Source organism: Euzebyella marina (assembly GCF_014855515.1).
In the GTDB taxonomy this organism is placed as follows: domain Bacteria; phylum Bacteroidota; class Bacteroidia; order Flavobacteriales; family Flavobacteriaceae; genus Euzebyella; species Euzebyella marina.
Map to the genome: position 1 here is coordinate 2,017,492 of NZ_JACYFK010000001.1, position 23,792 is coordinate 2,041,283.

General features: G+C 40.8%; 18 protein-coding genes and 1 other RNA gene. 10 read left to right on the forward strand and 9 right to left on the reverse strand.

Translation table 11 applies throughout. The features are described from left to right. The 3 genes from IL356_RS08335 (at nt 1) to IL356_RS08345 (ending at nt 5,290) form a co-directional block, all read left to right on the forward strand. The gene (locus IL356_RS08335) at nt 1–3,246 is read left to right on the forward strand and encodes an efflux RND transporter permease subunit (RefSeq protein WP_121849911.1); all 3,246 of its coding nucleotides are present in this window, start codon (nt 1–3) and stop codon (nt 3,244–3,246) included. Next, on the forward strand, nt 3,236–4,687 hold the full coding sequence (locus IL356_RS08340; RefSeq protein WP_205601255.1) for a TolC family protein: 1,452 nt from the start codon (nt 3,236–3,238) through the stop codon (nt 4,685–4,687). The genes IL356_RS08335 and IL356_RS08340 overlap by 11 nt, the downstream gene beginning before the upstream one ends. A gap of 144 nt (nt 4,688–4,831) precedes the next feature. Then, on the forward strand, nt 4,832–5,290 hold the full coding sequence (locus IL356_RS08345) for an L-rhamnose mutarotase (RefSeq protein WP_121849910.1): 459 nt from the start codon (nt 4,832–4,834) through the stop codon (nt 5,288–5,290). A 201-nt stretch (nt 5,291–5,491) separates the two neighbouring features. Here the strand turns inward: IL356_RS08345 and IL356_RS08350 are convergent, their stop codons facing one another. Next, a complete protein-coding gene (locus IL356_RS08350) occupies nt 5,492–5,929 on the reverse strand; it encodes a BLUF domain-containing protein (RefSeq protein WP_121849909.1) in 438 nt (145 codons plus the stop codon). A gap of 278 nt (nt 5,930–6,207) precedes the next feature. Between IL356_RS08350 and IL356_RS08355 the strand changes: the two genes are divergently transcribed. Then, nucleotides 6,208–8,154 (forward strand): tetratricopeptide repeat-containing sensor histidine kinase, encoded by a 1,947-nt coding sequence (locus IL356_RS08355; RefSeq protein WP_121849908.1) that lies wholly within the window; start codon nt 6,208–6,210, stop codon nt 8,152–8,154. Between the two features lie 8 nt (nt 8,155–8,162). Further along, nucleotides 8,163–8,828 carry a helix-turn-helix domain-containing protein gene (locus IL356_RS08360; RefSeq protein ID WP_121849907.1) on the forward strand — a complete coding sequence of 222 codons (666 nt, stop codon included), beginning with the start codon at nt 8,163–8,165 and terminating at the stop codon, nt 8,826–8,828. A 606-nt stretch (nt 8,829–9,434) separates the two neighbouring features. On the opposite strand, the gene ssrA is transcribed toward IL356_RS08360, so the two are convergent. Further along, nucleotides 9,435–9,833, reverse strand: a transfer-messenger RNA (tmRNA) gene (gene ssrA, locus IL356_RS08365). Between the two features lie 385 nt (nt 9,834–10,218). Between ssrA and IL356_RS08370 the strand changes: the two genes are divergently transcribed. Beyond that, nucleotides 10,219–11,415 carry an NAD(P)-dependent oxidoreductase gene (locus tag IL356_RS08370; protein WP_121849905.1) on the forward strand — a complete coding sequence of 399 codons (1,197 nt, stop codon included), beginning with the start codon at nt 10,219–10,221 and terminating at the stop codon, nt 11,413–11,415. A gap of 87 nt (nt 11,416–11,502) precedes the next feature. After that, nucleotides 11,503–11,769 (forward strand): hypothetical protein, encoded by a 267-nt coding sequence (locus IL356_RS08375; RefSeq protein WP_121849904.1) that lies wholly within the window; start codon nt 11,503–11,505, stop codon nt 11,767–11,769. A gap of 6 nt (nt 11,770–11,775) precedes the next feature. On the opposite strand, the gene IL356_RS08380 is transcribed toward IL356_RS08375, so the two are convergent. Together IL356_RS08380 and IL356_RS08385 are read right to left on the reverse strand one after the other, a co-directional pair. After that, nucleotides 11,776–12,897, reverse strand: coding sequence for an Sb-PDE family phosphodiesterase (locus tag IL356_RS08380; RefSeq protein WP_121849903.1), 1,122 nt, complete (start codon nt 12,895–12,897; stop codon nt 11,776–11,778). A 77-nt stretch (nt 12,898–12,974) separates the two neighbouring features. Next, nucleotides 12,975–13,895, reverse strand: coding sequence for a phospholipase A (locus tag IL356_RS08385; RefSeq protein WP_225621414.1), 921 nt, complete (start codon nt 13,893–13,895; stop codon nt 12,975–12,977). A gap of 85 nt (nt 13,896–13,980) precedes the next feature. Between IL356_RS08385 and IL356_RS08390 the strand changes: the two genes are divergently transcribed. Further along, a complete protein-coding gene (locus IL356_RS08390; RefSeq protein ID WP_121849901.1) occupies nt 13,981–14,352 on the forward strand; it encodes a DUF1801 domain-containing protein in 372 nt (123 codons plus the stop codon). Between the two features lie 38 nt (nt 14,353–14,390). On the opposite strand, the gene IL356_RS08395 is transcribed toward IL356_RS08390, so the two are convergent. Beyond that, nucleotides 14,391–15,992: a sulfatase family protein gene (locus IL356_RS08395; protein ID WP_121849900.1), complete on the reverse strand. Its 1,602-nt coding sequence runs from the start codon at nt 15,990–15,992 to the stop codon at nt 14,391–14,393. A 393-nt stretch (nt 15,993–16,385) separates the two neighbouring features. Here IL356_RS08395 and IL356_RS08400 point away from each other — a divergent pair, with 393 nt between their 5' ends. Both IL356_RS08400 and IL356_RS08405 read left to right on the forward strand, forming a co-directional pair. Continuing rightward, a complete protein-coding gene (locus tag IL356_RS08400; protein WP_121849899.1) occupies nt 16,386–17,375 on the forward strand; it encodes a serine/threonine dehydratase in 990 nt (329 codons plus the stop codon). Between the two features lie 98 nt (nt 17,376–17,473). Next, a complete protein-coding gene (locus IL356_RS08405) occupies nt 17,474–18,433 on the forward strand; it encodes a bifunctional helix-turn-helix transcriptional regulator/GNAT family N-acetyltransferase (RefSeq protein WP_121849898.1) in 960 nt (319 codons plus the stop codon). A 32-nt stretch (nt 18,434–18,465) separates the two neighbouring features. Here the strand turns inward: IL356_RS08405 and IL356_RS08410 are convergent, their stop codons facing one another. The 4 genes from IL356_RS08410 to IL356_RS08425 form a co-directional block, all read right to left on the reverse strand. Next, nucleotides 18,466–20,025 (reverse strand): PepSY-associated TM helix domain-containing protein, encoded by a 1,560-nt coding sequence (locus tag IL356_RS08410; RefSeq protein WP_121849897.1) that lies wholly within the window; start codon nt 20,023–20,025, stop codon nt 18,466–18,468. Nucleotides 20,026–20,037: 12 nt separating this feature from the next. After that, nucleotides 20,038–20,319, reverse strand: a complete 282-nt coding sequence (locus tag IL356_RS08415) for a hypothetical protein (protein ID WP_121849896.1) — start codon at nt 20,317–20,319, stop codon at nt 20,038–20,040. 336 nt (nt 20,320–20,655) lie between these two features. Next, on the reverse strand, nt 20,656–21,375 hold the full coding sequence (locus tag IL356_RS08420; protein ID WP_121849894.1) for a DUF4198 domain-containing protein: 720 nt from the start codon (nt 21,373–21,375) through the stop codon (nt 20,656–20,658). Between the two features lie 62 nt (nt 21,376–21,437). Continuing rightward, entirely contained in the window at nt 21,438–23,762 is a 2,325-nt protein-coding gene (locus IL356_RS08425; RefSeq protein WP_121849893.1) for a TonB-dependent siderophore receptor, read from the reverse strand. Nucleotides 23,763–23,792: the final 30 nt, after the last annotated feature.

Below are 23,792 nucleotides of genomic sequence, written 5' to 3' on the forward strand. Positions count from 1 at the left end.
ATGTTCAGTAAGTTTATCAAGAGACCGGTCTTGGCTATTGTCATATCGGTAATAATAGTATTTGTGGGGTTGCTTTCCATTAAGCAACTTCCTATTTCACAGTTCCCCGAAATTGCGCCTACCACGGTCAATATCTTCATCGCCTATCCGGGGTCGAGTGCAGACGTTTTGGTTAAATCGACTCTTATTCCTCTCGAAACGGCCATTAACGGTGTTCAGGGAATGAGGTATATCGCCTCAGATGCCACCAGTGCAGGGGAGGGTACCTTGCGTATTATTTTTGAACCTGGTACGGATCCCAACCAAGCGGTCGTCAGGGTCAAGACAAGGGTGGATCAAGTAATGCCACTTTTACCTGAATTGGTTCAGCGTGAAGGGGTCATTATCACCCCGGTACAGCCGAGTATGCTCATGTACGTAAACCTGTACAGCGACAATGCTGATGACCACGAGCTTTTTCTTTACAATTATGCCTACACCAAAATGATTCCTGAAATTCAGAGAATCAACGGAATCGCTAGCGCACAAATATTGGGCAGCCGTAAATACGCGATGCGAGTGTGGTTGAAACCGGACCGAATGAGGGCCTATAATGTTTCGGCAGAAGAGATATTAGAGGCTATGGAGGAACAAAGTATTCTGGCTAGGCCCGGTAGAATTGGCCAAAGTTCAGGTAAAACTTCCCAATCCCTTGAGTATGTTTTAATGTACCAAGATAGGTACGATGAGCCCCAACAGTATAAAGACATCATCATTAAGGCCAATGAAGATGGAGAGTTATTGAAACTTGGAGATTTGGCCGAGGTGGAGCTGGGTAGTGAATTCTTCGATATTTATTCGAACCTCGATGGTAAGCCATCGGCTTCGATAGTATTAAAACAAACTTTTGGCAGTAATGCGAGTGACGTCATCGATGCCGTGAAGGATAAATTAGCGGAGCTGGAAGAAGACCTTCCCTCTGGTCTTGATTATAAAATCAGTTATGATGTATCTAATTTCTTGGATGCTTCCATTGAACAAGTGCTTCATACGCTTAGAGATGCCTTTATTTTGGTGGCTATTGTGGTGTTCCTATTCCTAGGTGATTGGCGTTCCACTTTAATACCGATTATAGCAGTACCCGTATCGTTGATAGGCGCCTTTTTTGTCATGCAGATTTTTGGTCTTTCCATCAATTTGATAACCCTCTTCGCATTGGTATTGGCCATCGGTATTGTGGTCGATGATGCCATCGTAGTAGTAGAGGCGGTACATGCCAAAATGGAAGAAAAACATATTGGCCCCTTCGATGCCGTTAAAGTGGTTGTCAATGAAATTGGTGGGGCAATTATCGCCATTACCTTGGTAATGGTTTCGGTATTTATACCAATTGCGTTCATGACCGGTCCTGTGGGGGTTTTCTACCGTCAATTCTCCATCACGATGGCAGGTTCCATTGTTATATCTGCGGTCGTGGCCCTTACGTTAACGCCGGTTCTGTGTGCCATGATTTTAAAGAATAATCACGGCAAAGAGAGAAAGAAGTCCCCTTTGGATAAATTCATCGATTGGTTTAACCGCGGTTTTGAAAAGTTGACGGGTAGATACGGTAGAGTGCTTGACCGAATCGTTGCCCGACGTCTTTTGACTTTTGGAATACTTATCGCTTTTTGTGCCGGTATCGTTTTTACAAACGAAACCTTGCCTGCCGGATTTATACCCAATGAGGATCAAGGTATGATTTACGCGATTATACAAACACCTCCAGGATCAACGCTTGAACGTACCAATGATGTTGCCCGAAAGTTGCAACAAATATGTGAGGAGACAGAAGGGGTTGAATCGGTATCCTCTTTGGCTGGATATGAGATTATGACCGAAGGTCGAGGTTCCAATGCCGGTACTTGTTTGATCAACCTGAAACCTTGGTCCGAAAGGCATCATTCCGTACATGAAATCATGGAAGAATTGGAAGAGGAAACCAAAGACCTTGGTGCCGTTATCGAATATTTTGAACCACCTGCAGTACCTGGTTTTGGTTCTTCAGGAGGTTTTTCCCTTCGTTTGTTGGATAAAACCGACGGAACCGATTATCACGAGTTTGAACGCATCAACAACAATTTTATGGATGAGCTTTCAAAGCGTGAGGAAATTACGGGTCTGTTTACCTTCTACTCAGCCAATTATCCGCAATACGAATTGAAAATCAATAATAAGATTGCCATGCAGAAGGGTGTCAGTATTGACAAGGCCATGGAGAACCTGAATATATTGATCGGTAGTACCTACGAGCAGGGATTCATCCGCTTTGGTAGATTCTTTAAAGTATACACCCAAGCCGCGCCCGAGTATAGGGCCTTACCATCCGATTTGGAGAAATTGTTCGTGAAGAACGAAGAAGGAGAAATGGTGCCTTATTCCGCTTTCATGACTATGGAAAAGCGTTTGGGCCCCAACGAGATTACCCGTTACAATCTTTATAATTCCGCATCTATTAGGGGGCTACCCGCTAAAGGCTTCACAAGTGGTGATGCTATTCAGGCCATTAATGAGGTGGCAGAAAAAACCCTTCCACGAGGGTATGATGTTGATTGGGAAGGTTTGTCGTATGACGAAGCCAAACGAGGGAATGAATCGCTGTACGTATTTATTGTGGTATTGATATTCGTTTACTTCGTGCTCGCTGCACAATACGAAAGTTTCCTGTTGCCCTTTGCAATTTTGCTTTCTCTTCCTGTAGGTATTTTTGGATCCTTCGTAATGCTTAAGGGGATGGGGCTGGCCAATGATGTATACGCTCAGATAGGTCTTATCATGTTGGTAGGTCTTCTCGGTAAAAATGCCGTGTTGATCGTTGAGTTCGCCGTTCAAAAAAGAAGACAGGGCAGCACTATTCTTGAGGCCGCCATCGAAGGGGCCAAAGTAAGGTTCAGGCCTATTCTCATGACGTCTTTTGCATTTATCGCGGGGCTTATTCCTTTGGTAATAGCTCATGGAGCAGGTGCCATTGGTAACCGTACCATTGGAGGTTCGGCCATGGGCGGTATGTTAATGGGTACTTTATTTGGGGTTCTTGTCATACCAGGCCTGTACTACATTTTCGCTAAAATGGCAGACGGTCGTAGCCTAATTAAAGGTGAATCAAACGAGCCGGTATCCGAAGAATTTATCCGGTTGAGCGAATCGGAGAGCAAGACCAAAGCTGCCCTTAGGGAAATGAAGAAACTCTTGAAAAAATTAACCAAAAGAAAAGACGATGAAAATTAATTTAACCGATAACACCCGTATGACGAAATACATTTTAGGGGGTACTTGTTTTCTCTTAATGATTTTTTCGTGCGTACCTAGTAAACCCTTGGCCGAAAGCAAGGTGCAGTTGCCGGAAAGCTTTACCGAGCTGGAAAGCGATACCGTAAACAGTGCCCGATTAGAATGGCGCGACTATTTTTCAGATCCTCAACTGATTTCATTGATAGATAGCGCATTGGCTAAAAACCAGGAATTGAACATATTGATGCGCCAAATCAATATTGCGAATAATGAGATTTCAGAGAGAAAAGGTGAGTACCTACCGTTTGTTGGCGTTAGGGCTGGTGTCGAAGTTGAAAAAGTGGGAGAATTTACTCGCTCTGGAGCGGTCGAGAAGAATTTGGATATTAGGGAGGGTGAAGAATTTCCCGAACCCTTAACCGATTATTCAGTAGGTCTTTTTGCGACTTGGGAACTGGATATCTGGAAAAAACTTCGCAATGCAAAAAAGGCTGCGGTATTCGAATATTTGGCAACCGTTGAAGGTAAAAACTTTATGGTCACCCAATTGATTTCAGAGATAGCGGAAAGTTATTTTGAACTTTTGGCCTTAGACAATCAATTAGACCTTATCGACCAGAACTTAGAAATTCAAGATAATGCCCTAAAAATGGTGCGACTTCAAAAGCAGGCCGCACGAACCACTGAATTGGCCGTACGTCGATTTGAAGCGGAGGTTCTTAAGAACCGAAGCCATCGGTTTGAAGTCAAACAGCGTATTATAGAGGTCGAGAATGAAATCAATTTATTGGTAGGTAGAATTCCAGAGCCCATTCAGCGTAATTCGAGTGATTTGCTACAAAGGCAAATCGACACATCATATGCCGGTGTGCCTTCGCAACTACTTCAGAATAGGCCTGATATTATAAAAGCCGAATACGAACTTGCCGCTGCCGAATTGAGTATAAAAGAGGCGAGGGCAAATTTCTTTCCCTCCCTTGAACTGAATGCAGGGGTAGGACTTCAAGCGTTCGATACCCAATTTCTGACCTCTACCCCCGAATCGTTGATATATTCGGTAGTAGGCGATGTTGTGGGCCCATTGATTAACCGTAGGGCAATCAAAGCTCATTACAATAACGCCAGCGAACGCCAGGTTCAGGCCGTTTTTGAATATGAAAAGGCCGTTCTGCAGGGTTATGTTGAGGTGGTCAACCAACTGTCTAAACAAGACAATTTGAAGAAAAGTTATGATTTGAAATCCAAACAAGTGGATGCGCTTAACGAAACCATTGATTACTCAACCCGATTGTTTAGGTCGGCTCGTGCAGAGTACATAGAAGTTTTATTGGCGCAACGGGAAGCTTTGGATTCTAAGATGGAATTGGTGGAAACCAAGAAAGAACAACTGATTGCCAGGGTGAATTTATACAAAGCCCTCGGCGGCGGTTGGAATTAGTTTTATTGAGGGTTATTTTAAAATCCGGTTTGTTATGCAAACCGGATTTTTTTGTTTCATGACATCTATTTAAAATATGATTGGTGCCGTTTGACCGAAATCGACTAATTTGTAAAATCAATTATCAACTTAAATTCCATTTCAATGCAACTTAAAAATTTACTACTGGCCATATTTTTAACGAGTTTAACCCCATATGTAACTTGTGCGCAAGATTCAGGAGATTCGTATGGCTATGTTCAAAAAGCCCAACCTGCACCTGTAAAAAGATATTGCCAAACTTTACAACTAAAAGATGACCCTGAACTTATTGACGAATATGAGAAATGGCATCGCTCTGAGAATATTTGGAAAGAAATCACCGCTGGATTGAAAAAAGTAGGGGTTATCGATTCGGAAATTTATAGGCATGGCACTCTGTTGGTGATGATATTGACCGTACCGGCAGATTTTGATTTTGAGAAACAAATGGGAAAATTGGCGGGATTACCTCGTCAGGCCGAGTGGGAAGAATTTATGAGTAAGTACCAAGCTTCTGACCCCGACGCTTCCTCAAGTGAGAAATGGGTACAAATGAAGCGTATTTTCAAATTGGATTCTTAGGAGATTTATTTCCTAGTTAAATGATAAAATAAAAAGAGGATGGCCCCACACCATCCTCTTTAAAGAATTTAAATTGTTCCCCACAAACAATTTACCTACTTATGATGTTACTAAGTTGCGGTTATTGTACACAACCTGATTGCGCATTTGAACATAGAATTAGCCCAAAAGCGAAATGGTTTGATTTTCAAATACGTAGTATTATACTTTATCTGGTGGAAGGGATAGAAGAAGTTTCATCTTTTTCCAAAACAGTATAGCGGTCACGTTGGTAGGCTTGCTGAGGTCTGCCAATAACATGAGATTTCTTTTGAACTGCTCAAATTCTGCAAACCCCATAGCGTCTTCATCAATGGGGTAATAAGCCATACCCCAATCGGGAAAATTACGCTCTGTAATATCATCTTCCGAGAACATTTTTACTTTGGTATGCCTTTCATCTTTTTGAATGCCTGCGTACAGTTCTTGAACGGTTTCTTTAGGGCCTTCCAATATTTGAATGAACTTGCCCATATAGAAGATGAGACAACCGGTAATTCCGTTTTGAGAGTTAAAGGTTTGAGCGGTCTCAAGAATTACCTCGATATCACGGTTGGTGAGTTCGGCAATGGCCTGCGATTCATAAGTTAGGGTGTACATACCTTCGGGAGTTAGGATATTCGGGCTAAGGTAGTTATTTGTTCGATATGGCCGGGAAATATTTTCCTTCGGAGAACCACATAAAAGGAAAAATAAATAGCAAAACTTTTGATCGGAGCAAAGAACTTGGTCTACAGGAGTTAGCTAATGCCCTAGCGGAATGACTACAATCTATTAGTTACCTCATATTTGTAAAAGCAATTAAATTCTGATAAATTTCACTACTTTGACATGAGTCATCTTTTGAATGGTCCATTTTATCTTAATACCTAATATCATTGAACAGACTTATTTATTTTGTGCTATTATGTCTATTCAGTTGTAGCCCTTCCAAGCACGAAAATCAAAACTTAACCATTCAGGGTAAAACTTCTCAGGTAAGGCAAAATTATGCTTTGGCAAAGGATAGAACCAATCCTTTAACCATAAGAGATAGTGCAATCAACAAGGCATATCTGTATTATCGAAATAAGCATGAGGATACTCTCTATCCCTACATTCTCTACCAAAAGAACCTGATACATTTTACCAAACAAGAATATGATAGCTTACAGGATTATCACAATGAGTTCATCCGTTTAGACCCATCGATAACGAGAGATTCACTTCTTGCTGAAGAGTATTATTTGATGGGATACTTAGAATCTCAAATTCGCCAAAAGCATTTCAAGGCTTTTGAACTCTATACGCAATCAAAGAACTATTTCGAACGGGAAAAAGATAGCTTGGGTATCGCCAAAACCCTTCTAAACCTGGGTACCATTCAAAAAAACCACAACGATTTCTTTGGCAGTAAAGAAACCTTGGTGGAGGCGCTAAAGTATTTTGAAGAAGGGGAGGGTAACAGCCTTATTTCACAATGCTATAATACGTTGGCCACCGATCATAGAAAACTTTTGAACCTGCCCGATGCAATTGAATATTACAACCTGGCCATTAAAACGGCCGAATCGAAAAGAGATCAGGTTTTGTTCACTAACAACCTGGCTGTTGCCCATATTGATAATGGTGAATTTGATCAAGCAATTAATTTATTGAAAGGGATTGCTACGGATTCTTCTATCATTGAGAATCAAAAAGAACAAGCAAGAGTGCTTGACAATTTGGCGTATGCTAGATGGAAGGCTGGCAAGAACGCTGTGGTTCAAGATTTTCAAAAAACCCTGCAGCAGAGACATTCTGTAAACGATCGAAGAGGTCTAATAGCAAGTTACACCCATCTAGGGGAATTCTATTCGGAGAGGAATACGACTATTGCCGGTCGTTACTTTGATTCCGTCATTCAATTGTCAAAGGTGTTGAAAATGCCAAAGGCTGAGCAAGACGCCTTGAAGTTTATGATGGATTTACTACCAAAAAACTTGGCGGTAAGAAATCGTTACGTGGCATTAAATGATAGTTTGTATGCGAACGAACTTAAGGTGAAAACTCAGTTTGCGAAGTACAAATATGACAACAACATTAAACAAGCTTCGATTATCAATCTGGAACTTGAAAAATTAGAAAGAGAAAAGGAGGCTAGTCGACAGCGGGCTTATAAGTTGATATATTTGATAGCAGCACTTTTATTGATGGTTATACTTGTTTTTTTGTATTTAAGTTTTATGCAGCGTACCAAAAATTTAAGGCAGGCACATAAATTATCACGGCTCGAGGCTATTTATGAAACGGAATCCGAGCTTTCAAGAAAGATTCATGATGAACATGGTGCCCGATTAAATCAAACCATGATTATGGTTCAGAATGATGCCAGTAAATCTCATGTATTAGACAGTCTTGAATTGCTCTATAATCATAGTCGAGACCTGGCAAGGGAAATCAACGATGTAGATACAGGGCCGAATTACTGGAACGGATTGTTGGCAATGTTAACATTTAGAACCCCGAAAAGTGTCAAACTTTTTCTCAGTGGAGGAAAGGACGTCTCGTGGTCTTCAATGGGCAATACTTCAAAAACGGTATTGTTCAAAATTCTTCAAGAATTGATGATCAATCTTGGAAAGCATAGCAATGCTACAATTTTGGCCATTACTTTTCAGACCATCGATAAAACTTTGAAAATAAACTACGAAGATGATGGTGTTGGAGCAAGTAAAGAAGAACTTGAATCAAAAAATGGACTTCGGAATACAGAAAAGCGTATTCTGGCCATTCAGGGAAACATTACTTTTGATTCAAAGAAGAACCATGGTTTCAGGGTTGAGATGCTGATTCCGATGAAATAGAAGGCGAAATGTTTAAAAAAGTACTTGTTGCGGAAGATTTTCAAGATACCAACTTGGGTATTGTTGGTACGCTTGGTCGTCAATATCCGGAAATGGAAATACAGGAAGAACTCTATTGCGACAGGGCTTTCAATCGGTTGAAAGTAGCCCAAGGTCAAAACGAACCTTTTTCACTGTTAATCACCGATTTGTTCTTTAAACAAGACCATGTCGAACGTAAGCTAACTTCTGGTATAGAGCTGATTCATGCCGCCAAAAAACTTCATGGCGAGATTAAAATCATTGTCAACTCAATGGAAGATAATCCGAAAACAATCAAATCTCTTTTTGACGAAGAAAAAATTAACGCCTACGTATGTAAGGGCCGCCATGGCCTAAAAGAGCTTTTAATGGCAATTGAAGCAATACAAAAGGGGCAAAATTTTGTTTCACCACAAATTGAATTTCAAAATGGGGAAAATGTTTTTGAACTAGATGATTTTGATATGAGAATATTAAAGGATTTAGCCAATGGGTTGACCAAAAAAGAAATTTCTGAAAATTTAAAACTACAGAATATCACTCCGAATAGCGAAAGTACCATTGATAAAAAGGTGAGTAAGCTCTTTGATGAATTCGGGGCCAGAAATACACATCACTTGATAGCCAAACTTGTTCGCGAAGGTAAAATTTAAGATTTCCGTTCCACTTCTTTTATTCTCCCTTACGGAAATCTGTAAGGGATTTGTCTTTTCTAGAAATAGCTTTGACCAGCTAATGTAAATAACCGGAAGACCAGTTTCGGGTATTTTCTTTTTTACCGATTGATTTTGGTTTTCAGTTTAATCTAGACAATTATTTATTTGAGTATGGTGAACTATTACGTTAATGATACCCCACAGTTGAACGGTGACCATGAAGTACATGCTGAAGATTGCAGGTGGTTGAAAGTTGCCAAAAAAACAACTCTTTTGGGTTATCATAGCAATTGTCATTCGGCCGTAAGTAAGGCAAAGTATATTTATGCCCAAAGTAATGGATGCAGATACTGCTGTCAGAATTGCCATACTTCATGAGGGACTTTGATTCAAAATGTAATCGAAGTTTGCTCTATCAACACTACTACTTACCAAAAGTGTAAAAGTCTTAGAAAATATAGTGTTTATAGGCCAGCTTGCTGAAGAGGTTATGGGGGAATCACCGATTTGGTAGGCTGCGCCTTTAAGATAAAGCAGAAAAAAAAATGAAAAAACCTGTAAATCAATAATCTACAGGTTTTTTGTTGTGAAAAGGTATTTAAAAAGTGGAGCCGGAGGGATTCGAACCCTCGTCCAAACAAGCAACGTCAAAGCTTTCTACATGCTTAGTTTCCGCTTAATTTTCGATGAACGTCCGGCCGGAAACGACCTAACGAACACTTAGCTTCTTAAGGTTTTAGAGGCAACGCCGAAGCTACGCTACCCTTGTGTTGACTTTTATGGTGCCTCTTAATAAACCGCCGTCAACAAGGGCTGTTCAGAGACATCTCGCTTTCCGACCTTGTCGGAACGAGGCATAACCTTACTATAATTCGGGTTACGCGGCAAGAGCGTAATTAGATTCGCCAATTAAAAGTGTGAAGTATGATATTAACGAGCTGTACCCCAGCGCTCGGCATGCTTACATTGCCATTGGTCTCGCTGTCAAAACCGGTCGGCCCCATAAGAAATCAATTTCCGTATTACCAAAGAACCATATAGCCCAAGGCTATGTTTTTTTAGCGGGCCCACTTGTACCAAGGTTCAAGTGGTCGGGCTATCGGCTGTACACACCTGCCCGTACCTAACGGTACGTTCTGGCGGGGTACTTGCCTCTATCCCTGCCCGATTGCCACACTAGTTGTCCTTAACAAATACGGGCGGCAAATATACCCCAAAAAGTATTCCAAAAAAAAGTTTTGACAGTGTATGCGCTTCCGCTACATTTGAAACTAGTTGACCATAAATAAGAAAACCGGGTTTTGACATCAAAAACTGGGTGTTGACAAAAATGAGCGCGCTCGAATCACGGTTATTCGCCAACTTTTAATATTAACCATCACAATTTATGAAATTCGGAATCATAAGAGAACGAAAAAATCCACCTGATAGGCGCGTAGTCTTGTCTCCGTCAGCCTGTCAAAAAGTCGTTTCCAAATTCTCAAAAGCTGAAATAATTGTAGAGCCCTCACCGATTAGGGCCTATTCCGATGAGGTTTACGAAAAGGCGGGTCTACTAGTGGCCTCTAAAATGGATGAATGTGATGTACTTTTAGGGGTAAAAGAAGTGCCCATTAAAAACCTGATTCCCAATAAAAAGTATTTCTTCTTTTCGCACACGATTAAAAAGCAGCCGTACAATAGAAATTTGTTAAGGGCCATTCTGGATAAAAATATAGAGCTTTATGACCATGAGGTCATTACCAATGAAAACGAACAGCGTCTGGTTGCTTTTGGCAGGTATGCCGGCATTGTCGGGGCATATAATGGGTTTCGCGCATTCGGACTCAAGTACGGTACCTTTCATTTACCAAAAGCCGAAGAATTACCCGACAAACAGGCCTTAATTACCGAACTGAGAAAAATAAATCTTCCCAATATAAAAATATTGCTGACCGGAAAGGGTAGGGTAGGAAATGGCTCAAAAGAAATGCTTGATGGTATGGGCCTTAAGAAAATAAATGTGGCCGAATACCTAAAAGATGATTTTAACGAACCGGTATACTGCCAAATCGATGCTTCCGAATACAACAAACGCAAAGATGGAGTGCGCGGCAATAAAGCCGATTTTTTTGCCCACCCGGAAGAATATAAGAGCAACTTTTTTCGCTTTGCCGAGGTAACCGATTTCTATATCGCCGGGCATTTTTATGGCCAGGGGGCTCCGTATTTATATACTAGGGAAGATGCCAAGCATCCCAAATTTAAAATTAAAGTTGTGGCCGATGTCAGTTGCGATATCGATGGTCCTGTGGCAACTACTATCAAACCGTCGACCATTGCTGACCCTATCTATGGCTATGACCCCATTTCGGAAAAGGAGAACGATTTTAAAAACGAAAATGCTATTGCCGTTATGGCGGTCGACAACCTACCCTGTGAATTACCTAGGGATGCTAGCGAGGGGTTTGGCGACGCCTTTGTTAAGAACGTGATTCCCGCCTTTTTTAATGGGGATAAAAACGGAGTTCTCGAACGGGCACGAATGACCCAAAACGGTAAGTTGACCAAGAGGTACCAATATTTGAAAGACTATGTGTCTTAGCTCTTGATTAATTATGCGTATGTCGATTTATTGTTAACTCAATGTTAATTTTTTGTTATCTTGCAGAGCTGACAAAAAATTCCCCTGATGAAAATCAACTGGATTATCAATACCAATGGTGATGAGACCCTACATCAGTATTGCGTAGAACTCGAGTATCGACTAAGGCCAAAAATCATCAAATTTCTAATTAGCAGAATAGACCCCGATTGCTGTTTTGATTTTTCATGTTTCCACTTCGATATTGATGTGGTCGGAAGAAAAATTCAATTATCGAAAGAAACGCCCAAACAATATTACACTCTTATAGAGGCCGAATTTCCAAAGAAAATATTAGATTTTAGTAAGATTTAAAGCTTACTATCTCACATTTAAGTTCCATTCGATGATGGGGTGTACCTTCGGTGCTATGTAGCACCCTAAAGCCTTTAGTTTAAGTGTAATATTTTGCTTGGCTTCTAGAGTCTTTATCATCAATTTTTTTGTTTCTCCCGCCTTAATTTCAAAAACAGGTGAGCTGCTATAGAAGGTATAGTTCATTTGGTTTTCAAAGAGCAGGTCGCTACTGCTCACATTGGTAAGTTCTACTTCTAATATCTGTGTTTTATCAATATACTTAACACCTGAAATTTCTATGCTGGCCTTTAAAAGGGGTGTCAAATATGGCTCACGGCCTACAAGCAAATCATTGTAAACGGCAACTGTTCTTCCTTCAAAAAGTGCTTCTTGAAGACTCTCTTTACTCTTTTCTTTTGCGAAAACCAAAGTAATGGGGCGGTGATGACCTTTTTCGGTATAATCCCAATCAATTAGACCATGAATATCACTGGTACCCATAATGGTCAGATTGTTTTCAAGTGCCAAAGCCAAAGACTCCTCGGCATAATCACCCGTATTGATTACCTCAATGCCGTGCAGCTCATCATTTTTGATTCGCTCTTTCTGAAAGTCACTTAAAACAGGGTTGCCCTGAGGCATTTGGGCATACCATGCAGGGTGGTTCCAGAAAACGAAGGCCTTCTGTTTTTTTGCTTCTGAAAAGGCCTTTTCAGCTTTTTCTTGAACCAATTTGTTAGCATCTTCGATAAATACGGCATTGTTGTGCCCAATAGGGGCCGAACGCGTTATTTCAGAGCCATGTACAATCAGTAAACCATGTTCTTCTGCCTCTTTCATAGCGGTCACCAGCTCATAAGAACGATTTCTATCAGGATGCGGAATATCTTCTGCATGCGGTTGGTATTCGAGATGTTCCGTTAGCGAGATGGCATCCAAGTTTTCGCGAAGTGCCTCGTGTACCCGAATGGTCGGCCACACATTACCATCTGAAAATACCGTATGCATATGTAAATCGACCTTTAGGGTTTTATATCCATCCACATCGGGATAGGAGAGGGGTTGAGCGCCCATGTGGGAATGCTCTTGAGCCTGAAGGGAAAAAAACATTAATGAAAGAACGAGTAGAAGGGTTTGGTTTCGCATGGTTCCGGTTTTGTTCAAATGTAAACAAAACAAGTAATTCGATTTGACCTGATCAGGTGCGTAAGGTTAAGTAATGGTTAATTGATCAATGATACCCCAAGGCCAAAGGTTGTTTGCCTGTGATTGTAGTCTATGAGGCTTTCGCCATAACCATTGAACACTTGAACATGCCCACTAAAATTTTTGATGATAGGAAAGGTGTAGTTCAATTGAAGACTGCCTCGGTTCTTTTCGCCCAAACGTAGCGAATGTCGCCCGATGGCCGAAAGGCGTTGCCTGCCCCAATCATAGATGAGCTGGGCCTCTCCCCGTCCTATATAATCACTGATTTCTGGGTTATCATCGTTGCTGCCGCCCAAGCGAAACCAATTTTTGACAATGAGCTGCCACGGTCCCTTATCGAAACCTGCGTGAAAACTTAGGCGGTTCCAACTTCTGGAAAGGGGATCGCTACGGCCGTTCGACTCATGAACGAAGGCTGCGCCCAACATTCTTCCCTTAAAACCTAAGACTGTAAAGTTCATGGGAAAGTTTAGAATAATTTCCGGCTCATAGTTGGTCTCCCTAAAAGGTCTTGATAATTCCTTGTTGTAAATTTGCCAATATGCTTTTTGCGAATAGGCCGCCCATACATCTGCTTTTCCCCATAAGACCTTATAGAAGACTTTGGTCTTCATGCTTAATTGAAATTTCGTTTCGAAAACATTTAGATCAATAGGCTGCGGAAGTGAATTATCTCTTTGTTCGCTTTGCGGATTTTTATTGGTGTTTGTAGAAAATTTGCCCAGAGAAAAATAAATGGGCTTATACGATGTAATAAGAAAGGTGCCTCGATGATGTTCTTCATCAAGCTCCCAAAGTTCGGAGAGGGTTTTACTGTTCTTGAAAATCCAATCTTGGTCAACATTATCTTGCGCCCGTACTTTTTCTGTGCCTGTTAGGTAACAAAAGATTGAGATTAAAGTAGTCAGAATAACTCGGTAATTGATTGCTTTCAATTTTTGACTTTTCGGGCAAAAATATACATTTGCCATACCTTGTTAATTGAAAAGCACCTGTTTAGGATAACTTTAATATCGCATCTTGAACCCAGCCGAAGAATATATCCTCAACCAACCGGAACCATACAAAAGTGTATTACTCCATTTACAGATGACCATTCAGCGCGTTTTACCAGAGGTAGAGATGAAATACAAATGGCGTATTCCCTGTTTTTATTTGGGTAAAAGCCCCATTTGTTATCTAAATGCCTCTCACAAAAACAAGTTTGTAGATATCGCATTTTGGAACTCAGCCTATTTGACCAAACATTTGGATAAAATGAACACCGAAAAACGAAAGGTGGTCAAATCTTTACGCTATACCTCCTTAGAGGAAATTGACGACCTTGTACTACAAGAAGTAATCGCCGAAGCCTACGAACTTAGAGGAAACGGATTTTATAAAAAATCGTGATGCCCGGCCAATTCTTGAAAGGGGAGATGGATGGTTACCTACTCAATCCACCCATTTTCTTTGTAAAGGTCTATATAACTATCACTCAGCTCATCTGAATCTTTGTACTGCTTGCGTAGGTCTTCCAATTTTTGTTTTAATTGGGCTATCACCTGTTTGTATTCTGTTTCGCTGTAAACATTTTGAATCTCACTGGGGTCTTTGATTCGGTCATACAGTTCCCATTCGTCTACATCGTAATAGAAATGAATGAGCTTAAATTCTTTGGTCGATATACCGTAGTGCCTCTTTACGGCGTGTTCACCAGGGTATTCATAATAATGGTAATAAACTGCGTCTCGGTCCCAAGTGTTCTTTTCTCCCCTTAAAAGAGGTAGCAAGCTTTTACCTTGCATATCTTGTGGAGCCGATACTCCGGCTATCTCAAGAAATGTTTGTGCGAAATCAAGGTTTTGTACCATTTCATCTTCGGTAATATTCGGTGTAATCACATGGGGCCACCTGATCAATAGAGGTGTTTTGAATGATTCGTTGTACATAAACCTCTTGTCGAACCAGCCGTGTTCACCCAAATAAAACCCTTGGTCAGAAGTATAGACCACCACGGTGTTGTCCGACAAATTTGAATCATCCAGATAGTTGAGAAGTCTGCCCACATTTTCGTCAACGGCGGCAATGGTACCCAAATAGTCTTGCATGTATCGTTGGTATTTCCACAATGCCAATGTCGAATCGTTCAGTGAACCATATTTTTGTAGAAATTCAGAAGCAATCGGATTATAAACTGCATCCCACTTCAGTTTTTGTTCTTCGTTTAGTTGGTTGACTCCGCCGGCTCCAAGACGTTCATCGATACCTAAAGAATCTAAGGTTTCCTTTGGTATTTTCAGATCATACTGTAACAGCATATGTTTTAAAATACCCATTTCTGCAGTTTTCGAAGCTTCGCCTCGAGTGGCGTAATCATCAAAAAAAGTTTCCGGCACGGGAAAAGACTTGTTGGTAAACTCAGGATAATGCCGTTCGGCAGGCATCCAGGTACGGTGAGGCGATTTATGCAAGTACATTAATAAAAATGGCTTCGCCGTATCGCGACGTTTCTCCATCCAATCCAACGTCAAATCAGTAATGATATCGGTTACATAGCCCGTGATAACCGTATCTCCGTTTTGGGTTATAAATTTAGGATTGTAGTAATCCCCTTGGCCAGGCAAGATTTTAAACTCATCGAAACCTTTAGGATTATTGCCAAAATGTAATTTTCCGAACATCGCTGTTTGGTAACCTGCTTTCTGTAAAAGTTGAGGAAAAGTGACATTCGTCGTGTCGAATGGCATGCGATTATCAATTTTTCCATTAAGATGTGAATGCTTGCCCGTTAAAATAACTGCCCTTGAGGGTGCACAAATAGAATTGGTGACGGTTGCATTGGTGAAAAGCATGCCCTCATTGGCAATTCTATCAATGTTTGGGGTTTTGGTCAATTCTTTATTGTACGCGCTGATGGCTTGGTACGCATGGTCATCAGACATAATAAAAACAATATTCGGGCGATTTTTCTTTTCTGAAATTTTTGAGTGCTGTTTACAACTGATAAAAAGAAAAACAGACAGCAAGAGAAAGGGAATATTTAGGTTCATAGGTTTGGAAGGGTTGGTCTTGAGTCGGTTAAATTACCTAAATTATTATTGTCATACGGTCTGCACTCATTAAAACAAATTAAAAAGCCCCTTGCGGGGCTTTCTATAAATAAGAGCTGTTCAGGGAAAGGGCAGTAACGTATGGTATAACTAATATTCCGTATTACGGAACAACAGTGTCGCATTAACTAAAATCGTGAAGGTTGGTTTGGGAAAGCTAAGCAATTAAGCTTTGTGTTTTATTAAAGTACGAAAAATCAATCAACATTTTATCAAATAGAGTTAAAATTAGAAGAACCTTGAGGGTAGGGGTAATCGATCAGCTTAATTTTTCACCGATTTACATTAGTCTCAAAAGTAAAAAAGGTACTTTGCAATTAAACTTTTGAAAGAATGAGCTTGGTTACCTTGAGAGATATAGAAACGGCCAAAAGCCGAATTGAAGGGTTTATAAAAAAGACCCCAATCGTAAGTTCTAAATTGTTGAACGATTGGCTGGGCCATGAAATATTTTTTAAGGCAGAATGCCTGCAAAAAATTGGCGCTTTTAAAGCCCGAGGGGGTTGTAATACCGTTTCATGGCTCGTAGAAAACGGCCAAAAACCCGCTAAAATAGTAGCCAATAGTAGTGGTAACCACGCTCAGGCGATTGCATGGGCCTCTAAACAATTTAATATTCCGGCAACTATTTTTATGCCTTCTTATTCCAGTAAAGTAAAGATAAGGGCCACCAAATCTTACGGGGCAGAAGTGGTGCTTTGCGAGACTAGGGATATAGCCGATGCCAAGGTTAAAGCTGCGGCCGCTGAAAAGTTTACGTATTGGATACCTCCGTTCAACCACGAACAGGTGATTGCCGGGCAGGGTACCGCAATGTTCGAAGCACTCAATGAAATTAAAGATGTAGATGCTGTATTTGCACCTTGCGGCGGCGGCGGCTTGGTTTCAGGTACGATGGTCGCCACTAGGGGTCTTTCTCCTCAAACCAAAGTTTTTGGGGTTGAGCCTTTGAATGCCAACGATGCCGCAGAATCCCTTCGTAAAAATTCTATTCAGAGATTAAAAAGTATTCCCGACACACTCGCTGATGGGGTAATGACGATGGCAGTGGGTGATATTACTTTTGAACATCTGAAAAAGTTAGACGGTATTTATGAGGTAGAAGAAAATAGAATCATCTACTGGTCACAATGGCTGACCCATTTATTAAAGCTTCATCTAGAACCGACCAGTGCCATGAGTATGGACGGTGTCTGCCAATGGCTAAAAACCCAAAAGACCAAAAGAAAGGTCATGGTTGTTTTAACGGGAGGCAATGTTGATAATGCAACTCAAAATGCGATTTGGAAAGAGGATTGCCTGATGGAAATTCCTAGGTTATAGGCTTCCCTCTTCTAAGCTTAGTATTTTTTTTGGATGAAAAGGCTCATGATTTCAAATCATTCTTATATTTGCATAACTAGTTATATAAATATTAATATATGAACTTATTTGAACGTACCGGAAAGATTGCACTAGGTAGCAGACTTCGTCTGTTATCGTCACGAATGACAGACGATGCAACCAAAATCTACAGAATGTACGAATTGGAGCTTTCGCCCAATTGGTTTCCGGTCTTGTTTATTCTATCTCAAGACGGAGCGAAAACGATTACTGAAATTGCCGAAGAGATTGGTCATTCTCAACCATCAGTCACTAAAATTGTGAAAGAGATGACCAAATCAGCACTAATAGCGAAGCATCCCTACGCTCAAGACAAACGTCGAAATATGGTAGCTTTGACCGAAAAGGGAATGGCAGCTGCCCAGCATATTATTGATGTTCAATGCAAAGATGTAGATGCGGCCGTAGATGCATTGCTGGCTCAGGCAAATCATAATTTATGGGAAGCGTTGGCCGAATGGGAGTTTTTATTGGATCAGAAATCTCTTTTTCACCGGGTCAATGAACAACGAAAGTTGCGTGAGAGCCAAAAGGTGAAAATTGTGGAATACAGTCCTGAGTATAAAGAAGCCTTTAAAAATCTAAATGAAGAGTGGATTTCAAAGTATTTTATAATGGAAAAGGAAGATTACAAGGCTTTGGACCATCCTCAGGAATACATCTTGGAACCAGGAGGCAAAATCAAGGTAGCATTATACGATAATGAACCTGTGGGAGTTTGTGCCCTTATAAAAATGAAAGACCCGGAGTATGATTTTGAGTTGGCGAAGATGGGCGTTTCTCCAAAAGCGCAGGGTAAAAGTATTGGGTATTTATTGGGGAAGTCCGTTTTGGAGGAGGCAAAGAAATTGGGAGCCAAAAAATTGTATTTAGAAAGCAACACAGTGTTAAAGCCGGCCATTAGCTTATATCAAAAGTTAGGCTTTCAAAAGGTGGCACATAGGCCAACACCTTATTCTCGAAGTAATATTCAGATGGCTTTGGTCATTGAAGATTGAGTTTTTTAGAGCTATTTTGTTCCAACGCTTTTTTATGTTAGCGACTCCCGCTGGTTTTCTTTGCTATCTAGTTTAAAAAAGAATACCCACAACGACAGGAGTCCGATAGTAAAGAACAACAGGTCAACTATCAAAATTTCATGATAGCCTTTGGCATAGCTGACCCACGGCCAGTAGCCCGACATGAGACCATTGGTTAGAGGAATAAATAAAGATAAAATACCGCCAGATGCCAAACACCACTTATTGGTGTAAGCGATATTTTTTCTAAATATGAAAAAGCAGGTTAGAACCAGCCAGCTCAAGAAGTAGCTTTTGAATATCGGACCTTTATCAGCGCCATAAATCTTTACGACAATAAAAGTAAAAGCGGTAACCGGAAGCATGCTTAAGCAAATGGCCATATAGATGTTGGCAACCGCAGCATTGAATTTTCTCCTTTTCTCGGGAATGTGTTTTTTATCCCTGGCCACTAACCAAATCATGATACCTGATAGGATTACGATGCATGAGACAATGCCGAGCCAAAAAGAAACCAACCTGAGTCCAAAACCGCCATAATTGCTCAAGTGTAGCCTGAAAAGAACGTTCTTGACCCCATCTAGGTACCGATTATTTTCTTTAGGAATTCTCTCATCAACTATCTTTTCGTCTTCAAGTCTATAAATACGGTAACCGTAACCACTGAACTTATCCTTGTAATCGAGTTGACCACTTAAGGCAACGTGCATATTGGCATCGCCGTAATTAAAAATATGTACTTCACTTAGGTTATAGTTGGGCCAATCTGCCAGAGTCTGATCAATCAGTTGATTAATGCTTGGCGTCCCATTCAAAGGTTTGTAGGTGTACTCGAATTCAGGATGTGAATATTCTAAATCTTCGAACAGCGCGTTTTGATCACCACCATAGAGCGTCATCACGGTAGGTAAAATTAGAATTCCTTTCAGTAAAAAGAATGCTCCGGTAACGGCGTAGACAAACTGAAAAGGAAACCCGATAAGGCCTAAGGCCGTGTGGGTATCGGTCCATAACGTTTTTAGTTTCGCCCATGGTCTGAACACATAGAAGTTGCTGATAATCTTATCCCAATGGACGTATATTCCCGTAAAAATGGCAAATAGAAAGAAAAGCGCTACAAAACCGGATAGATACCTGCCGTACGGGTAAGGTATCTGGTCTAAAAAGTGAAGTCGATATAAAAATTCTCCAAGACCATAATTTTCTTGATAGGTTGAGTGTTCGAGATTCTTTGTATCTAAATAGAAACTGGCCGTTTCTTCTTTTTTATTAAGGGCCGAATCTTTAGATGCACTTACATAAACATTGAGATTACGTTCGTTGTAGTAATGCGAAAGTGATATTTCGCGGCCTTGAAGATTATGGTCTTCTTTAATATGGCTTATGTAAGAATCGATGTCGCCGGGCAGTTGGTCTAACACTTCTACATGTTCGCCTCTTTCCCAATTGGCAATCTCATCCCGAAAAAAAGAAAAAGAACCGGCAAAGAAAATAACATACAGCGCCACACTAATGACTATACCACTAACGGTATGTGTATGGAACATGATGTTATAGATTCTTCTTTTCATTTCACAATAAGGTTAAAGGCCCCAATAAGTAATGAGCCCAAAAAAGGAGCTTGCCAAAAGGTAAATTCCCCAGATTTTTAATCCGTTTTTCGCCATAAAAGCAATCATCATTAAAATGGCCCATAGAATAAAGGCGCTAAAAGTACTGGTGATAATAACAGTCACTTTATCGAACCAAACGGCCAAGGCCAAATGAACCGAAATCGTTACCAAAAGCCCACCCACTATGGCAGCGGTAATAGTGGCCGTTCGATGGCCCAGTCTCGGATTCAGGTATTTATTGTTGGCCGGCACTAAGAATAAAGGTTTTCAAAAGTGACTAATAAAGCTAAAAAGAGACCCAACCTAATAGGTGTAATCATATGTAGCGGAGCTAGTAAAATAACTAGGCTGCCGATTGTCATCAATAGGATAGAATAGATAAAAATGCCGGAGCCTAAACCAAGAAAATTTATAGAGATAATCAGTGCCAAAACCAGAATGCCAAGGCCAATGTATTTGAATGTTCTACCTTTTTCTTTGATCCAAGTTTCAACTCCAAAATTATTTTTGGGATTGACCTTGTTCGAGGAACAATAGTTGAGGTAGAAGCCACTAAAAATCAATACAATTTTTAGACTCCACATAACTTTACCCCTTATTAACGCAATAGGTACCGCAATGCCAAATGAACTCGTAATCTTTACCTTGGTACGTGCCAGGAACTTCTTCTTTCATGGTTGTTTCTACCAAATACTTTGTATTCCAAGGTAATTCTAAAGTCACGATTCCATCTCCATCCGTTTCCAACGCTTTTGACCATAGGTCTGAGATAAAAATGGTGACTTCATTTTTTGCGAGCGGTTGACCTTTATAACTCACTTGAAGTTTTAATTCTCCTTTGTTAGCCGGAAGTTCTTTAATGGCTATCCCATCAGGATTTACAGTTTCTGTTTGCTTTTCAACATCTCCGACGTTCACTTTCGCAGTGGCATGGTAGTGGGTTTTGAAAATACCGAAGTCGTATTGCGTATAATCGATGACCCCGATTTCATTATTGTTTAGGGCAAGGGTGTAGATTCCTTTCTTCTCGGGTGTAAAACTGGCCAGATAAAATTTCTCTTTGGCTACGGTTTTCAATTCTTCTTTCTTTCCGTCTGGGTGTATCAACCAAAGTTTAAATTTTGAAACGTTGTTGAAGGCTTCGCCCTTCACTTCTTCGATAACACCGTAGGTGTACTCGCCAAAGTGAACTTTCACTTCTTGAGCTTTACCAATGGTTCCTTTTCCGGCAGTATCTACCCATAGATAATGGGCAAAGCTGCTAGAGGTTGTTATCATTAATACAAAGGCTATAAATAATTTTTTCATAATAATAGTTTTTAAAAAAGGCCCCTGAAGGTATTCAGGGGCGGTTGTTGTTAAGTGGGGAATTAAAAGGAGTAGGCTACGGTTATTCTTCCGTTGATACCTGGCTCTGATTGCCAGTAGATGTAGCTGCCATAATTGGCACCTGCATAAAGGTATTCGTCAAGAATGTTGTTCACATTGACCTGAACCCTGAATTTATCGTTATGCCATGATAGGGCGCCATCCATTCTAAAATAGTTGGGAAGATCTGACTGATTATCTGCCGCCCATGCCCAAGTTGAACGATCGGCTTGATATTGATATCCTAGCGATGCTCCGAATCCGTTCAATTTGCTGTACTGCCCGAAGCTGTAGTTCACCCATCCGTTTGAGACATGTTTGGCATGGCCGGCCACTAGGTTTCCTGATTTATCCTCTACATTGGTATTGGCGTAATTAAGAATCACATTAAGACCGTCGGTAATTTCACCTTGCATATCGAACTCGATACCTTTCGACTCTATTTCACCTGAGTAGATAGAGAAGTTGTCATTAGGGTAAGCGGGGTCGCCCACCAATATTTTATTCTTATTGATTTTATAGACTCCTAAAGAAGTTCTTAGCCTACCATCGAAGAAGTTACCTTTTAGACCCCCTTCAATATCTTTACCGTTCACAGGGTCATTTAAAATGTCTCCTGAGGCGCTGACACCGCTTTGAGGTAAAAATGACTCATCGTAAAGGGCGTAGAAAGTCAATGACGGAATGATATCGGCACTTATACCGACCCTTGGAGTTACCACATCGTCAGTTTCTGTCTGCCCTAGTGTGTATAGGTTTGAATACCTACCGGCTACGGTAACCCTAATTTTTTCGTTTAAGAAGCCGAGTTCATCTTGTGCATAATACGAGCGTAGAATACTGGCGCCATAAGGTGTTCCTCCGTTGCGGTATTGTACGGGAACGCTTCTATCGAAATTGGTCGCTGGGCTATCTCCGTATACCGGATTAAATACGTTGAAAGGTGCAGTGGTATCCACTATCGATAAATCGGTCCAATCGGCCCAATAGCTCTTATCACTGTAATCGAAACCACCCATAATCTTGTGAGTAACACCCAAGGTGTTGAACTGGCCGTTTACATAAAGTTGGGCATATTTACCTCTTGAAAGGGCATCCCATTCAGATACGTACCTGATGGCATCACCGTTATCGGCCATTGATATCAACCAAGTCGAATTACCTTCTTGATCGTAACGTAAGGAGGCCAATTGCGCGTGAATGCTCCAATTATCTGAAAATTCATGATCAAAATTCATGAAGAAAGTGACCTCTTGAATATCGGTAACAGGGTAATCGTTATTGGTGAATTTGAAATCTCTTGGTAGACTAGCATAGCCGGCACTCGCAGGGGCAAACACATAGGCAGAACCGAGATATGACTCCGCTTGTTGAAGGTTCATTTCTGTAGTGATGGATGTTCTGTCAGAGAATTTGTAGGTCAATGACGGGGCCACGCCATATCTTGTTGCATCTTCGTTGCCACGATGTGAATCGGAAGTTTGCAACATAGCATTAAAACGGCCTAGTAATTTACCGTTCTCGGTTAATTTTCCGCCTACATCTACTGTACCTCTGTAAAAATCGAAACTACCGGCCGAAAAGGAAGCATTCGCTATAAATTCTTCAGTAGGTTTTTTGGTCACCACATTGTAGAAGCCACCTGGCTCACCAGCTGCCATCATAAAACCTGCAGGACCTTTAACGAATTCGATACGTTCGACCGTATTCATATCTTCCGCCAACGGACCCCAGGTATCTTGAACATTAACGCCATTTCTAAAAGCGGGTAACCTAAAACCTCTCATATTGATTCTGGCAAAATTGCCCCAATGTTCCAGCATGGTCACACCACTAACGTTTCTGGTAAGACCGTCCATAATCGTGGTTACTTGTTGGTCTTGAAGTAGATTTTCACCGATTACCTGAATGTTCTGCGGTAATTTGACTAATTCGGTCTTTAATCTCAATGATTGCGAGGGCTCTCTTTGCAAGTACTTGTTTTGGTGTCCTTCAACAACCACCTCATTCAACTGTTCTTGTTTTTCGGTCAAAACAACCACGGGTACGTTGGTCGTTGCGCCTGAGGTGAGATTAATGGTTCTATTCTCGCTAGACATACCTACCGATGAGAAGATTAGGGTAACCGACTTTTTGTTAACTCCAGAGAAAGTATAGTTACCTTCTTCGTCGGATGTGGTTCCAAAAGTGGTGTTCTGTATTAAAACGGTTACGTAGGGCAGTGGGGCATTTTCACTATCTACTACTTTACCTTTGATCGTACCGTCTTGAGCATTCGCAAGACCGAACATCAATAAAAATAAGGGTATGAAAATAAGCTTTCTCATATATTGCACTAAGTTTATTTGGTTTAAGTC